General features: G+C 71.4%; 17 protein-coding genes and 1 tRNA gene. 7 read left to right on the top strand and 11 right to left on the bottom strand.

Translation table 11 applies throughout. The features are described 5' to 3' along the window. Positions 1-121 precede the first annotated feature (121 nt). From sepX to ACZ5L9_RS09730, 6 genes are all read right to left on the bottom strand, one after another. Entirely contained in the window at positions 122-940 is an 819-nt protein-coding gene (gene sepX / locus ACZ5L9_RS09755; RefSeq protein WP_464536614.1) for a divisome protein SepX/GlpR, read from the bottom strand. Between the two features lie 84 nt (positions 941-1024). Next, on the bottom strand, positions 1025-1660 hold the full coding sequence (locus ACZ5L9_RS09750; RefSeq protein ID WP_464536612.1) for a GNAT family N-acetyltransferase: 636 nt from the start codon (positions 1658-1660) through the stop codon (positions 1025-1027). Continuing rightward, positions 1660-2163: a MogA/MoaB family molybdenum cofactor biosynthesis protein gene (locus ACZ5L9_RS09745; RefSeq protein WP_464536610.1), complete on the bottom strand. Its 504-nt coding sequence runs from the start codon at positions 2161-2163 to the stop codon at positions 1660-1662. Before ACZ5L9_RS09745 ends, ACZ5L9_RS09750 begins: the two co-directional genes overlap by 1 nt. Then, positions 2160-2642 (bottom strand): cyclic pyranopterin monophosphate synthase MoaC, encoded by a 483-nt coding sequence (moaC, locus tag ACZ5L9_RS09740; protein WP_464536608.1) that lies wholly within the window; start codon positions 2640-2642, stop codon positions 2160-2162. The genes ACZ5L9_RS09745 and moaC overlap by 4 nt, the downstream gene beginning before the upstream one ends. 1 nt (position 2643) lies before the next feature. Further along, the gene (glp, locus tag ACZ5L9_RS09735; RefSeq protein ID WP_464536606.1) at positions 2644-3876 is read right to left on the bottom strand and encodes a molybdotransferase-like divisome protein Glp; all 1233 of its coding nucleotides are present in this window, start codon (positions 3874-3876) and stop codon (positions 2644-2646) included. A gap of 104 nt (positions 3877-3980) precedes the next feature. Next, positions 3981-5381 carry a UTP--glucose-1-phosphate uridylyltransferase gene (locus ACZ5L9_RS09730; protein WP_464536604.1) on the bottom strand — a complete coding sequence of 467 codons (1401 nt, stop codon included), beginning with the start codon at positions 5379-5381 and terminating at the stop codon, positions 3981-3983. A 23-nt stretch (positions 5382-5404) separates the two neighbouring features. Here ACZ5L9_RS09730 and ACZ5L9_RS09725 point away from each other — a divergent pair, with 23 nt between their 5' ends. The 4 genes from ACZ5L9_RS09725 to ACZ5L9_RS09710 all read left to right on the top strand — a co-directional run bounded on the left by ACZ5L9_RS09725 (position 5405) and on the right by ACZ5L9_RS09710 (position 7782). Beyond that, positions 5405-6037, top strand: a complete 633-nt coding sequence (locus tag ACZ5L9_RS09725; protein WP_464536602.1) for a 5-formyltetrahydrofolate cyclo-ligase — start codon at positions 5405-5407, stop codon at positions 6035-6037. 53 nt (positions 6038-6090) lie between these two features. Continuing rightward, positions 6091-6315, top strand: a complete 225-nt coding sequence (locus tag ACZ5L9_RS09720; RefSeq protein ID WP_464536600.1) for an FmdB family zinc ribbon protein — start codon at positions 6091-6093, stop codon at positions 6313-6315. A gap of 386 nt (positions 6316-6701) precedes the next feature. Further along, complete coding sequence (locus ACZ5L9_RS09715) at positions 6702-7361, top strand: SAF domain-containing protein (RefSeq protein WP_464536598.1); 660 nt, start codon at positions 6702-6704, stop codon at positions 7359-7361. 61 nt (positions 7362-7422) lie between these two features. Continuing rightward, positions 7423-7782 carry an MscL family protein gene (locus ACZ5L9_RS09710; protein ID WP_464536596.1) on the top strand — a complete coding sequence of 120 codons (360 nt, stop codon included), beginning with the start codon at positions 7423-7425 and terminating at the stop codon, positions 7780-7782. A gap of 44 nt (positions 7783-7826) precedes the next feature. Here ACZ5L9_RS09710 and ACZ5L9_RS09705 read toward each other — a convergent pair whose 3' ends face one another. Both ACZ5L9_RS09705 and ACZ5L9_RS09700 read right to left on the bottom strand, forming a co-directional pair. Continuing rightward, on the bottom strand, positions 7827-8081 hold the full coding sequence (locus tag ACZ5L9_RS09705) for a hypothetical protein (protein ID WP_464536594.1): 255 nt from the start codon (positions 8079-8081) through the stop codon (positions 7827-7829). After that, positions 8078-9418, bottom strand: a complete 1341-nt coding sequence (locus ACZ5L9_RS09700) for an LCP family protein (protein WP_464536592.1) — start codon at positions 9416-9418, stop codon at positions 8078-8080. The genes ACZ5L9_RS09705 and ACZ5L9_RS09700 overlap by 4 nt, the downstream gene beginning before the upstream one ends. A gap of 213 nt (positions 9419-9631) precedes the next feature. Between ACZ5L9_RS09700 and ACZ5L9_RS09695 the strand changes: the two genes are divergently transcribed. Further along, positions 9632-9704, top strand: a tRNA-Arg gene (locus tag ACZ5L9_RS09695). Between the two features lie 14 nt (positions 9705-9718). Here the strand turns inward: ACZ5L9_RS09695 and ACZ5L9_RS09690 are convergent. The 3 genes from ACZ5L9_RS09690 to ACZ5L9_RS09680 all read right to left on the bottom strand — a co-directional run bounded on the left by ACZ5L9_RS09690 (position 9719) and on the right by ACZ5L9_RS09680 (position 11531). Continuing rightward, a complete protein-coding gene (locus tag ACZ5L9_RS09690) occupies positions 9719-9976 on the bottom strand; it encodes a DUF7218 family protein (protein WP_464536590.1) in 258 nt (85 codons plus the stop codon). A 3-nt stretch (positions 9977-9979) separates the two neighbouring features. Next, entirely contained in the window at positions 9980-10207 is a 228-nt protein-coding gene (locus ACZ5L9_RS09685; protein WP_464536589.1) for a hypothetical protein, read from the bottom strand. Positions 10208-10352: 145 nt separating this feature from the next. Further along, on the bottom strand, positions 10353-11531 hold the full coding sequence (locus ACZ5L9_RS09680) for a saccharopine dehydrogenase family protein (RefSeq protein WP_464536587.1): 1179 nt from the start codon (positions 11529-11531) through the stop codon (positions 10353-10355). 142 nt (positions 11532-11673) lie between these two features. Between ACZ5L9_RS09680 and ACZ5L9_RS09675 the strand changes: the two genes are divergently transcribed. After that, on the top strand, positions 11674-12024 hold the full coding sequence (locus tag ACZ5L9_RS09675; protein ID WP_464536585.1) for a hypothetical protein: 351 nt from the start codon (positions 11674-11676) through the stop codon (positions 12022-12024). 143 nt (positions 12025-12167) lie between these two features. Further along, a complete protein-coding gene (locus tag ACZ5L9_RS09670; RefSeq protein WP_464536583.1) occupies positions 12168-12881 on the top strand; it encodes a response regulator in 714 nt (237 codons plus the stop codon). Positions 12882-13028 lie beyond the last annotated feature (147 nt).

Genomic DNA, 13028 nt, shown 5'->3' with positions numbered 1-13028 from the left:
GAGGCATTCCAAATCGGGCCCGCACCCAGCCCCTCGATCAGGGCCTCTCGATCAGGGCCTCTCGATCAGGGCCCGTCGACCAGGGCCCATCGATCAGGGCCCCTCGATCAGGGCCCATCGATCAGGAGCCGGCGGCGCGGCGCCGCTCGCCCTCGGCCGTACGGGCCTCGCGGGCGGCCGCGTCGGCCTCGGCGACCAGCGCGCTGTCGGCCTCGCTGCGACCGGAGCTCCACACGCCGGTGGAGTCGAGGTCGATGGTGCGGACCGTGCGGCGCACGGCCGGAGGCTTGGAGACGTAGGTCGGCAGCGGCACGTTGACCGGGTCCCAGCTGCCGTCGGCCTCGGCCGCCACGGCGGGGATGCTCTGGGTGTCCTCGGCCAGCACGTCGCCGACGACGATCTCGGCGCCGGCGTCGTTGATGACGTACTCCACCTCGGTGTGGGCAACGGGACCCGGCGTGACCGCGACCGGACGGATCGGGGACGTACGGCGCACGGAGCGCTCGCGACGGACCATCAGCCGGCAGGCGACCAGCCACGCGACGAGCAGGGCGACCGGCGCGGCCTGGTAGACCCAGCCGATGTAGCCGAGACCGGCCGCGGCCGCGACGGCGACGTTGGCGAGCAGGAGGGTGATCAGCACGTTGCGACGGCGGGCCGCGGCAGAGCGCGTCCCCACCGCGGTGGTCGAGGTGCGAGGCGCGCGAGCGCCGAGCCTCGAAGCCTCCGGCTCGACGGACACCGTGACCGGAGCGGGCGTGCCCGGCACCAGCCTCGTCGTCCGGCTGCTGGCCGCCTCACGGCGTGCCAGGACCCGCATCGTGTGCGAGAACGTCGCGACCGTACGGCTGCGCAGACTCTCGTCATGGTGCTCGAGCGCCTTGGGGACGAGATAGACGGCCCACGCCACGGCGACGGCGACGAAGATCAGCGAGCTCACGTAGTGAAGGTTAGGAGCGCTAGCGCAGGGTGGGGCGCATGTCTACAGGTGTGTCGCAAAACCACTTCTGTGACTTCTGGGATTTCAGTGACCTTCACCGATCAGTCGCGCCAGCAGCCCCTCCGGGCACTCCTCGACCGTGACGGCGTAGATCCGGTGGTCGCGCCAGGCGCCGTCGATGTGCAGGAAGCGCGGTGCGTAGCCGATCTCGCGGATCCCGAGCTTCTCCACCACCCGCAGCGAGTTGGAGTTCTCCGGGCGGATGCAGATCTCGATGCGGTGCAGCCCCGCGACGGTGAAACAGTGGTCGATCACCAGCGCGACGGCGCGCGGCATCGCACCCCGGCCGGCGTACTCGTGCGAGATCCAGTAGCCGACCGACGCGTACTGCGCCGAGCCGCGGACGATGTTGTTGACCGTCACCTGCCCGGCGAACTCGCCGTCGATCTCGATGGCGAAGGGGTACGTCGCTCCCGCCCGGGCGGCGCGCTGGAGACGGCGGACGAGCGCCGGGAACGTGGTCGGTCGCATGTCGCCGCCGGGTGGCACGGTGGCGTCCCACGGGTGGAGCCAGGCGGCCGAGCGCTGTCGCGCGGCGTGCCAGGCGGGACCGTCGCGCCGCGACAGCGCCCGCACCAGGAGACGGCCGCCATCGGGCAGGGTGGCGTCGAGCCGCGCGGGCCAGGCCGCGCGATCGTCCGCCGTCGTCCCGAGCAGCATCAGTGGTCGCTTCCGACCGACTGCTCCACGGCGTGCTCCAGCACGGGTCGCAGCACGTCGATGGCGTCCTTCACCCCGCCGCGGGAGCCGGGCAGGTTGATCACCAGGCACTCGCCGGCGAGACCCGCCAGCCCGCGCGAGAGCATCGCGGTCGGTACGCCCTTCGCGATCCCCGCGGCCCGGATCGCCTCCGCGATGCCCGGGACCTCGCGATCGAGCAGCGGGCGGGTCGCCTCGGGTGTGCGGTCGGTCGGTGTCAGGCCCGTGCCGCCGGTGGTGAGCACGACCCGCGCCCCGGCGGCGACGTGCGCCGCGATGGCCGCGCCGACGGGCCCACCGTCCGGCACCACGACGGGATCGCCGACCACGAAGCCGAGCTCGTCGAGGAACGCCGCCAGCAGCGGGCCCGTGGCGTCCTCGTAGACGCCCGCGGCTGCACGGTTGGAGGCGACGACGACTCCGGCCCGCAGTCCGACCCCGGGTCCGGCCTCGGCGATGCTCATCGGTGCCACTCTCCCGACGCGCCGCCGCTCTTGGTCTCGACACGGACGTCGGTGATGGTGGCACCCTTGTCGACGGCCTTGACCATGTCGATCATGGTGAGCGCGGCGACCGAGACGGCGGTGAGCGCCTCCATCTCGACGCCGGTGCGGTCGGTCGTCTTCACTCGGGCGTGGATCTCCACGGCGTCGTCGGCGACCGTCAGGTCGACGGTGACGCCGGAGATCGCGAGCGGATGGCACAGCGGGATCAGCTCGGGGGTCTTCTTGGCGCCCATGATCCCGGCGATCCGGGCGACCGCGAGCGCGTCGCCCTTCGGCATGCCCTCGCCGCGCAGCAGCGCGATCACCTCGGCCGACACGAGCACCCGACCCGACGCGGTGGCGACGCGGGCGGTGACGGCCTTCGCCGAGACGTCGACCATCCGGGCGGCTCCGCTCTCGTCGACGTGGGTCAGCCGCTGCGTGCCCTCCGGGGCCATCTCAGAAGTCCTGCTCGATCAGGAGCACCTCGACGGTGGCGCCCGGCGCGACCTCGGTGGTCTCCTCGGGGACGACCAGGAGGCAGTTGGCGCCGGCCAGGCCGCCGAGGATGTGCGAGGCCGGTCCGCCGAACGGCGTGACGACGCCGTCCGCGTAGCGGCCGCGCATGTACTGCCGGCGACCGGCGGGCGAGCGCATCGGCCGGCCGTCCTCGGTCTGGAGCCGCGCACCCAGCGCGGGCCGCGCCTCGGGCGTGAGCCCCATCAGCCGGCGCAGCGCCGGCAGCACGAACGCCTCGAAGGAGACGTACGAGGAGACCGGGTTGCCGGGCAGGCAGAAGATCGGCACCTGCTCCTCGCCGACCAGGCCGAAGCCCTGCGGCTTGCCGGGCTGCATCGAGATCGGGCCGAACCAGACGCCCTCCGAGGAGAGCGCCTCCTTGACCACGTCGTAGTCGCCCTGGCTGACGCCACCCGATGTGATCACGAGATCGGCGCGGACGAGCTGGTCGTGCAGCGCGGTCCGGAAGCCGTCCGGGTCGTCGGGGACGATCCCGACCCGGAAGGCGATCGCCCCGGCCGCGCGGGCGGCGGCGGCGAGGAGGTAGGAGTTGCTGTCATAGATCGAGTCGTGGCCCAGCGGCTGGCCCGGCTCGCGCAGCTCGGAGCCGGTCGAGATCACGACGACCCGCGGCCGGGGCCGGGCCGGGACGGCCGCGTGGCCGGTGGCGGCGAGCAGGCCGAGGTGACGCGGGTTGAGGACCGTGCCCGCCGCGACGACCAGGTCACCGTCGGTGACGTCCTCGCCGGCGCTGCGCACGTGCGCTCCCTGCTCGCGCGGCGCCTCGCTGATCCGGACCTGGCTGACGCCACGGTCGGTGAGCTCGTACGGGACGATGGTGTCGGCGCCGGCGGGGACGGGCGCCCCGGTCATGATCTTGACAGCGGTGCCCGGTGCCAGCGCGTGCACCCGGGCGGTCCCGGCGCCGATCTCGCCGACCACCGGCAGCACCACCGGCTCCGCATCGGTCGCGCCGGCGACCTCGGCGAAGCGGACGGCGTAGCCGTCCATCGAGGAGTTGTCGAAGCTCGGCAGCGAGACCCGGGCGTGCATGTCGTCCGCGCAGGCCAGCCCGAGCGCCTCCATCAGCGGCTGCGGGAAGAACGTCATCGGCTCGATCGCGTCGAGGATCCGCTGGCGGTGCTCGTCGGGACTGATGGGTGCGTCGGCCATGGACCCGACCCTACCGAGAGGTCTCGCTACGCCCGGCAGATCGTCGGTCGAGGAGGCAGAGCCGCCAGGCGGGGCCGTATCGAGACCCGTCGCGGCGCGACCCGTCAGTCCGTGGTGTCGCCGGCCAGGACCGTGCCCGCGGCGACCTGCTCGGCGGCGTCGGCCGCCAGCGTGACGTCGCCGATCACCTGCACGTCGGCGCCGAACGTCCAGTCGCCCTCGACCCGCAGCGCAGTCGCCTTGGCCAGCGAGGGCACACCGTCGGGGAAGCGCGCCTCGAAGTCGGCGACCAGCTTGTAGTGGTCACCGTCGAGGTCGATGAACGGCACCTCGTGGGCAACCTGGTCCAGCGTGTAGCCGTCGCGGATGTCGTAGACGTCGGAGCGGAGCACCAGCAGGTCGTTGGTGGTCTTGACCGGGATGAACCGGTCGCGGCCGACCTCGATCAGCTCGGCGCCCTCGAAGATCTCGATCGCCGAGCCCATCGCCGTCTCGATCTGGATCACCTTCGGGGTGGACGGGTCGCTCGGGTCGACGGTCTTCTCGTTGCGGATCATCGGCAGGCCGAGGATGCCGTCGCGCTCGTCGAGCACGGCCTTGAGCGCGCGCAGGTCGATCCAGAGATTGTTGGTCGAGCAATAGCGGTGCCGGCTGAGGTCCTGCAGGGCCTGCTTGTCCTCGGGCAGGGTCTGTGCGGTCTCGCGCAGCACCAGCCGGCCGTCGGACCTGCGCCGGGCGAAATGGCCGCCCTTGCGGTCCGAGGGCGTACGGCGCACGGCCTCGATCGCGAACGGGGCGCCCGAGGTGGCGAACCAGCCCGCCACGTGCGCATCGGGGACGGCGCCGAGGTTGTCGGAGTTGGAGATGAAGACCCGCTCGTAGCCCTGGTCGAGCAGCGCGTCGAGCAGACCGGTGCCGCGCAGCGCGGTGTAGATGTCGCCGTGGCCCGGCGGGCACCACTCGAGATCGGGGTCCTGCGGCCACTCGACCGGGCACAGCCCGTCCGCGAGGAGACGGGGCACCATGTTCTGCCGGAACTCCAGCGGCAGGCCCTCGACCGGCAGGTCGGCGTACTGCGCGATCGCCTCCAGGGTGTCGGCGGAGGTGCGGAAGGAGTTCATGAAGATGATCGGCAGGCGGGTGCCGTACGTCTCGCGCAGGTGGAGGATCTGGCGGGCGATGACGTCGAGGAAGGAGAGCTCGTCGCGCACGCCGAGCAGGGACTTGGCGCGGTCCATCCCCATCGAGGTGCCGAGACCCCCGTTGAGCTTGATCACCGCGGTCGCCGCGATCGCTGCAGCGGCGTCCTCGTCGGAGACCTCGGCGTCGGCGAGCGCCGCGATGGTGACCGGCTCGATCGACTCCTCGGGGATCATGCCGGTGGCACCGCGCTCGAGCTCGCCGTAGTAGTGGGCGAAGGTCCGGACCGCCACCTCGTCGACCTGCGCGGACCGCATCTTGTCGACAGCTGCGGCCAGACCCTCGGTGTGCCCCTCGGTGTGCATAGGGACGATCGTAGGCTGGCCGTGTGGCTGATCCACAAACTACTCCTTCAGAATCCGGGTCCCCGCACGACAACGCGCCGGCGAAGATCGCGCTACGAGATCAGCTGCTCACCAGCCGCCACCGGCTCGGCCTCCTCGAGATCGGCGAGGCCGCCCGGGGGCTCGCCGCCCACCTCCTCGCCCTCCCCGAGCTGCGGCGAGCCGCCACGGTCGCGGCGTACGTGTCGGTCGGCAACGAGCCCGGTACAGGTCCCCTGATCGACGCGCTTCAAACCTCCGGTCGGCGTGTCCTGCTCCCCCGGCTGCTGCCGGACAACGACCTCGACTGGAGCACGTACGCCGGGCCGGGCACCCTGCATCGCGCCGGCCGGGGTCTGCTCGAGCCCGACGGCCGGACGCTCGGCGTGGACGCCGTCGCCCAGGCCGACGTCGTGCTGGTGCCGGGGCTGGCGGCGGATGCGCAGGGCTATCGCCTGGGTCGCGGCGGCGGCTCGTACGACCGGGCGCTGGCGCGGGTGCCGGTCGGCACCTTCACCTGTGTCCTCCTCTATGCGCACGAGACCGGCCAACAACAGGTGCCGGTCGACCCACACGACCGGCCCGTCACCGCCGCGGCGACGCCGTCGGGAATCCTGCGCCTGCGTCGAGCGCTGTAAACTGGCAGTCGACCTTGTCGAGTGCCAGGGTCGAGCGTCAGTGAAGGAGCGTCGTGCCCACCTATCAGTACGCCTGCACCGAGTGCGGCCACGGTTTCGACGCGGTCCAGAGCTTCGCCGACGATGCCCTGACCGTGTGCCCCGAGTGCGGCGGCAAGCTGCGCAAGGTCTTCAGCGCCGCCGGCGTGGTCTTCAAGGGATCCGGCTTCTACCGCACCGACAGTCGCGGATCGGGTAGTTCCTCGACCGCCGCGGCCGCCCCCGGCAGCAGCGACTGACCGACGGCGCTCCGCGCGTCCGCGGGTCTCGATACGCTCGCTGGCGCTCGCTACTCGACCACCGGGATCGCTGGTCGAGCGCGCCGCGAGGAACGAGCGGCGCGTATCGAGACCACCGGGATCGCTGGTCGAGTGCACCGCGAGGCACGCGCGGCACGTATCGAGACCACCGGGATCGCTGGTCGAGTGCACCGCGAGGAACGAGCGGCGCGTATCGAGACCACCGGGATCGCTGGTCGAGTGCGCCGCCACGAACGAGCGGCGCGTATCGAAACCACCGGGATCGCTGGTCGAGTGCACCGCGAGGAACGAGCGGCGCGTATCGAAACCACCGGCCCTGTGGATAACGCGACGCACGGATCTGCGCATCGTCCTACCGTCGAGGAGTGACAACTCCTCTCGGGAACCTTGGCCGTGGCACGCGCCGGCTGCGGCGCCGCGTGCTTGCCCATCGTCGAGCCCTCGCCGGGGTGCTGGCCCTGATCGCCGTCGTGCTCGGCGTCCAGGCCGCGCGTCCGGGTGGGCCGGCGGGTGCGACGCTCACCGTCGCGGCCCGCGATCTCGGCTCGGGCACGACGCTGTCGCGCGATGACCTCACCACGGTCCGGGTGCCGGCCGACGCGATCCCGGACGGAGCCGTCTCCCTCGACAGCGCCGATCTGGCCGGGCGGGTGCTCGCGTCGGCGGTACGGCGCGGGGAGCCGGTCACCGACCTGCGGCTGGTCGGCCCCGCGCTGACCGCCGGGCGGTTCGGCCTCGTCGCCGTGCCGGTGCGTCTGCCCGACCCGGAGATGGCGGCGTTGCTCCGGGTCGGCGACCACGTTCGGCTGCTCGCCACCGACGCGGCCGGCGGGGCCACCCGGATCGCCGCCCCGGACGCGGAGGTGCTGGCCCTCCCCTCCTCCGGATCCGCCGCCGATGCCGGCGGTGCGACCACAGCCGGTCTCGGCGGGCGCCTGATCGTCGTCGGCGTCCCCGACGATCTCGTCACATCCGTCACGTCCGCATCAGTGAGGGACTTCCTGACCTATGCGTACCCGAACTAGGGTCGAGGCGTTTCATCACCGGGGGAGCTCCCCTCATCTGACGATTCGGAGAGACGTAGTCATGAGCGGCTTCAAGAACTTCCTGTTGCGCGGCAACCTCGTCGAGCTGGCCGTCGCCTTCATCATGGCGACGGCGTTCGCCGCCGTGGTGACCGCGACCGTCACCCTGATCATGGACCTGATCGGCAAGGTCGGCGGTCAGCCCGACTTCTCCAGCTGGCACCCGGGTGGCGTCTCGATCGGTGCGTGGATCACGGCGGTGATCTCGTTCGTCATCATCGCGGCCGTCGTCTACTTCGCGATCGTGATGCCGTACACGAAGGCCAAGGCGCGCTACTTCCCCGCGACCGACGAGCCGGGCACGCCCGAGGACGTCGCCTTGCTGACCGAGATCCGCGACCTGCTCGCGGCCCGGCAGTGAGCGCCGCCCGCTGACCCGGGCGAGCACACGTCGCAGGTGCCGTCTCACCCACCGTGGTGAGGCGGCACCTGTGCTTTCAGCCAGTCGTCGGAGCTCTGCGGCCCACGGGTGCCGGCCTCGTCCCGGTCGTCACGGGTGGTCTCGGGCAGGACGTCGCCGAAGATCCGGGCAAGCCGGCGCTTCCGCTCCCACTCCGCCTCGGCGGGCTCCGTCTCGGCGGGCCCCGTCATGGTCGGCTCCGTCTCGGTCGAGCCGACCGGGGCCGGCTCGGCCTGGGCAGGATGCTCCTGCTCGGTCACGTGCAGAGACCCGCTCGCTGGAGCGCGTCGGTGTCCTCGGCGGACCGGGTCGGCGTACCCGTCGGCGTACTCGAGGCGCTGGCGCTGCCCGACCCGCTGGGTGCATCGCTGGGCGCATCGCTGGGCGAGCTGCTGGGCGAGCCGCTCGGGGTGCTGCTCGGCGAAGCGGCCTCGGTGCCGGGCAGGTTGCTGACGTCGATCGATCCCGAGGTGAGCCCGCGGGAGAGGGGGCGGTCGTTCTTGATCGCGTTCCAGACCTTGCTCGCCTCGGGCAGCCACACCACCCGGTTGAGATCGGCCGGGTCGTACTCCCAGGGGATCGTGACGAACTGGATCTTGTTGAGCCCGATGCCCTTGAACTGCTGGGCCAGGCCGGCCAGCTTGCTCAGGTCCTTGAGACCCGGGTCGACCGTCAGCGACTTGGTCGCCGCGTTGAGGAACTTGATCACCTTGATCGGGTTCGACAGCGTGTCGGAGGAGAGGACCTGGTTGACCATCGAGCCGACGAACGCCTGCTGGCGCTTGATCCGGCCGAGGTCGGAGCCGTCGGTGCCCTCGATGTGACGGATCCGGACGTACTCGAGCGCCTGGTTGCCGGAGATCTTGCGGGTGCCGGCCGGCAGGTAGATGCCGTGGGCGCGGTCGTCCCAGGTCTGCGGGATGCAGACCTTCACGCCGCCGATGGCGTCGACCATCGACTTGAAGCCCTCGAAGTCGACGACCACGAAGTGGTCGACCCGGATCCCGGTGAGCTGCTCGACCTGCTCGATGGTGCAGGCGGGACCACCGATCGAGAACGCCTCGTTCCACATGCCGTACGCGGCCGAGCTGATCGAGCCGTCCGGCTCCTTGCACGCGGGCCGGTTGACCATCGAGTCACGCGGGATCGAGATGCCGTACGCGTGCTTCCGGTCGGCGGAGAGGTGGACCAGGATGGTGGTGTCGGAGCGCTGGCCGCCCTCGGTCAGGCCGTCGATGTCACAGCCGGTGCAGTCGCGGCTGTCGGAGCCCATCACCAGGATGTTGAGCGGGCCGTCCGGACCGGTGAAGACGCGCTCGGGGCGCGTCCCGACCATGTCCTTGGTGGCGTCGTACACGTGCAGGTTGCCGTTGAGATGGCGGTAGAGGTAGGCGGCCGAGAGACCGGTCACCAGCACCAGCGCGACCATCGTCGACAGGAGAGCCTTCGCGATGGTGTGACGGGTGCGCTTGCGGGCGCGCCGCTTTCCGCCGCGGGCCTCACGCACGACCGTGTCGGTCGAGCGAGGAGCGGCGGCGATGGGCTCAGGAGCGGTGCCAGGGGATGGGAACGGCGCGGGCTGCTCTGCGTCGTACATCCATCACCGTCACTCGCATCGGGGGCACTGGTCATCGCTGCGGCCGCTGTCGGGGCCTCCATGACCTTACGTGCGACCTCCAAAGTGTGCTGGCCACGCCGCGAGTACGCCAAAACAGCGGCTCCCGGATGTGCTATTCCGCGGCGCGCGCGAGCCAGTGGCGGGTGCGGGTTGAGCGGTCCGGATCACAGGGTGACAAGATGACCCTGCCCAGCCTCCGTAGCTCAGTGGATAGAGCGCCGCACTCCTAACGCGGGCGTCGCAGGTTCGATCCCTGCCGGGGGCACCGAACCGACCGACTCAGTGGTCGCGCAGCGCCGAGATCAGCTCGGACTTCCGCTTTGCGGAGTAGCCGTGCATGCCGAGCTCCTTGGCCCGGCGCCGCAGGTCGCGGACGGTCCAGTCGTCGTATGAGCCGGACATGCCGCCCTTGCGGCCGACGGCGCGGCCGCCCCGCCGGGCGACGGCGTTCGAGATCCGGGCGGCCTTCTCCTTCGAGTCGCCGTCGTCGCGCAGTTCCTCGTACAGCTTCTCGTTCTTGATGCTCGGGTTCGGCATGGCTCACTCCCGTCCGCTCTGGTCCGACTCGTCCCGGCCGGGCCCGCCGCTGCCGGGCCCACCCTCGTCGAATCCGTCCTGACCGTGACCAGCCTCCGGGTGGAGGCGAGACTCGTCGCTCGCCACCTCGCGGGCGCGGCGCCTGTCGGCGATGGCCGCGAGCAACTGGACCGCCCCCGCCGCGAGGGCGAAGACGATGAAGATCAGCACGATGATCCACAAGGTCGTCATGCGGTCGCGGTAACCGAGGGCGCTGCGCCCATGCCAGGTGTGAGATCGGCCCGACGGGGTACCTACCGGCTCGTGCTCCAGCAGATCACCGCGCAGGCCAGGCTCTGGCTGGCCTCCCAGCTCGCCCCCGCCGAGGAGCGCCGGGTCAGTCCTCGATCGTCTCGAATCGGATCCCCGCACGCTGGAGGCGACCGAGCAGCGCATCGCCCATCGCGACGGCGGTGGTGACCGAGCCCGACGTGTGCGGGTTGTCGTCGAGCGCGAGGCAGAGCGCGGACTCAGCGAGCATCTTCGAGGTCTCGGTGTAGCCGGGGTCGCCGCCGCTGACCCGGGTGTGGACCGTGCGGCCGTCGCCCTCGGCGACGAAGTCGACCGTGAACCATGACCGGGACCGACGCGCCTCACTGGGCCCCTCCCCCTGCGGCATCCGGCTGCCGAGCCAGCGCCGGACCGGGCCCACCTGGGCGGCCGCGATCAGAGCGCTGGCGCCGACCGCGCCGCCGACGGCGTATCGCAGCGTCTTGGTGCCGGCGAAATGGGAGTAGCGGAAGTCCGTGCCGAAGACCGGGAGAGCCGCGGCGCTGCGCGCCACGATCGCCGGGTCGACGGTGGGCAGCGGCAGCAGGTAGTAGCCGAGTCGCGCGTCCCGCGTCGGGCGACTCCCGACCGCGCGGGCGCGGCGCCCTGCGGGGCGGGTCTCGACCTCCTTGCGCGCCGAGGCGGCGGCCCGCAGCTGACGTGCCCGGGCGAACTGGCCGAGCGCGGAGTGGAACGTGCCGCCGGAGGCGACGGCGGCGCTGCGTACCACCCCGCGCATGGTCACCGCTCCGGTGGCGCCGAGCTGCTGGGCGGTGTAGAGCGCACCGAGGTCGTGCGGGATCGAGTCGAAGCCGCACGCGTGCACGATCCGGGCGCCGGTGCGCTGGGCGATCGCGTGGTAGCGCACGTACATGGTGTCGATGAACTCCGGCTCTCCGGTCAGGTCGACGTAGTCGGTGCCCGCCTCGGCACACGCACGGACCAGCGCCTCGCCGTGCTCGAGATAGGGGCCGACGGTCGTGATGACGACGCGCGTACGGCGCGCGACGGCGGCCAGCCGGGCCGCGTCGGTTGCGTCGGCCGGCAGGAGCTCGAGCCCGGCGAGCCGCTCACCGAACCGGGCGACGAGGTCCTCGCGGACGGCTCCCAGCTTGGCCGGGTTGCGCCCGGCGAGGGCCCAGCGCAGGTCGGCCGGGGCGTGCTCGGCCAGGTAGGCCGCGGTCAGGCCGCCGGTGAATCCGGTCGCACCGAAGAGGATCAGGTCGAAGTCGCGATCTGCTGCCATGGGCGCCACTCTGGCACGGATCCATACCCAATCTGGTCCAGACATTTGCTCGGCGCCACCGTGACGCGAATTCGCGTGTTTCGTTGGATCGACACAGGGGTATGACCCCTCTCGGGAGTTGCCGCTAGGGGAGGAAACAGCCGTGGAGCGTCTTGAACTCGAGCTCAACGCATTCAGTCGTCGCGCCCGTTCGGTGGAGGTCGCGCACACCTCGACCGCACTGGGACGGGGCCTGGAGCCGGGCGAGCGTGTCCTCGTCCGGGACGGCGAGGAGCACTTGATCGCCACCGTCCGCGACATCAGCTTCGACCTCACCGACACCCACTACCGCCTCGAGCTGGGCGCGACCGTCACGAGCGACGATGCGGCCATGCTGGTCGCCGAGGGTCCCGGGTCTGGACAGATCGTGCTCGACGACGTTCTCGGCCTGCTGCGCGAGGCTCGCGCACTCGTCGAGCGCCGCTCCCACCGGGCGAGCGCGCGGACCCGGTAACCGACCCCGGCTTCACCCCGCCTCCCCTGAAAGACGCTTCACCTCTAGTCCTTTCGGACTAACGAGGATGATGCGGATCAGGGCAATTCCCGTGACCGTGTACCTGATTCCGTTCTAGGCCCTTTCTCAGGGACAATGGTCCTATGCCCGACGGTCTGATTCGCGTTTTCCTCGTCGACGATCACGAGATCGTCCGACGCGGTGTCCGCAGCATGCTCGACGCCGAGGGCGACATCCAGGTCGTCGGCGAGGCCGGCACGGCCCGCGAGGCACTGCCCGCGATCCTCGAGCTCGAGCCGGACGTCTGCGTCCTCGACGCCCAGCTGCCCGACGGCTCCGGCATCGACATCTGCCGCCAGATGCGCGAGGCCAACCCCTCGATCAAGGGCCTGATCCTCACCAGCTATGACGACGAGCAGGCCATCACGTCCGCGATCCTCGCCGGCGCCGCCGGCTACGTGCTCAAGCAGATCGAGGGCAACAGCCTGGTCAGCGGCATCCGCCTCGTCGCCAGCGGCCACACCCTGATCGACCCGGTGATCGCCTCCCGGGTGGTGCAGCAGGTGCAGTTCCACCGGCGCGCGTTCGACGTGCTCTCCGAGCTCACCCCGCAGCAGAGCAAGATCCTCTTCCTGATCGCCGAGGGGCTCACCAACCGGCAGATCGCCGAGCGGCTCTTCCTCGCCGAGAAGACGGTCAAGAACCACGTCACCGGCCTGCTCGCCCGCCTCGGCGTGCAGCACCGCACCCAGGCCGCCGTGCTGGCGCACCGCCTGCGCGACGGCAGCGGCAGCCCGCTGCCCGCACCGCGTCGTGCCGGTGACCTGGACACGTCGCGCACACCCGTCCTCGGCTGAGGACAACCGGGGCCGCATCGCGTCCCACCCACGCTCGTCTCGCCCTGGGGAGGGAGAGAGGGCCCGGGAAGGCCTGCCCCCGCAGCCTTCCCGGGCTTCGTCACGTCGCGCGTCGCTCTCCTCGGAGCGGAAGCCGGCCCGGAACCG

The sequence above is a fragment of the Nocardioides sp. JCM 18998 genome (assembly GCF_055391535.1).
The sequence above is the reverse complement of the archived record's forward strand: the minus strand, read 5'-3'. Positions and strand labels throughout refer to the sequence as shown.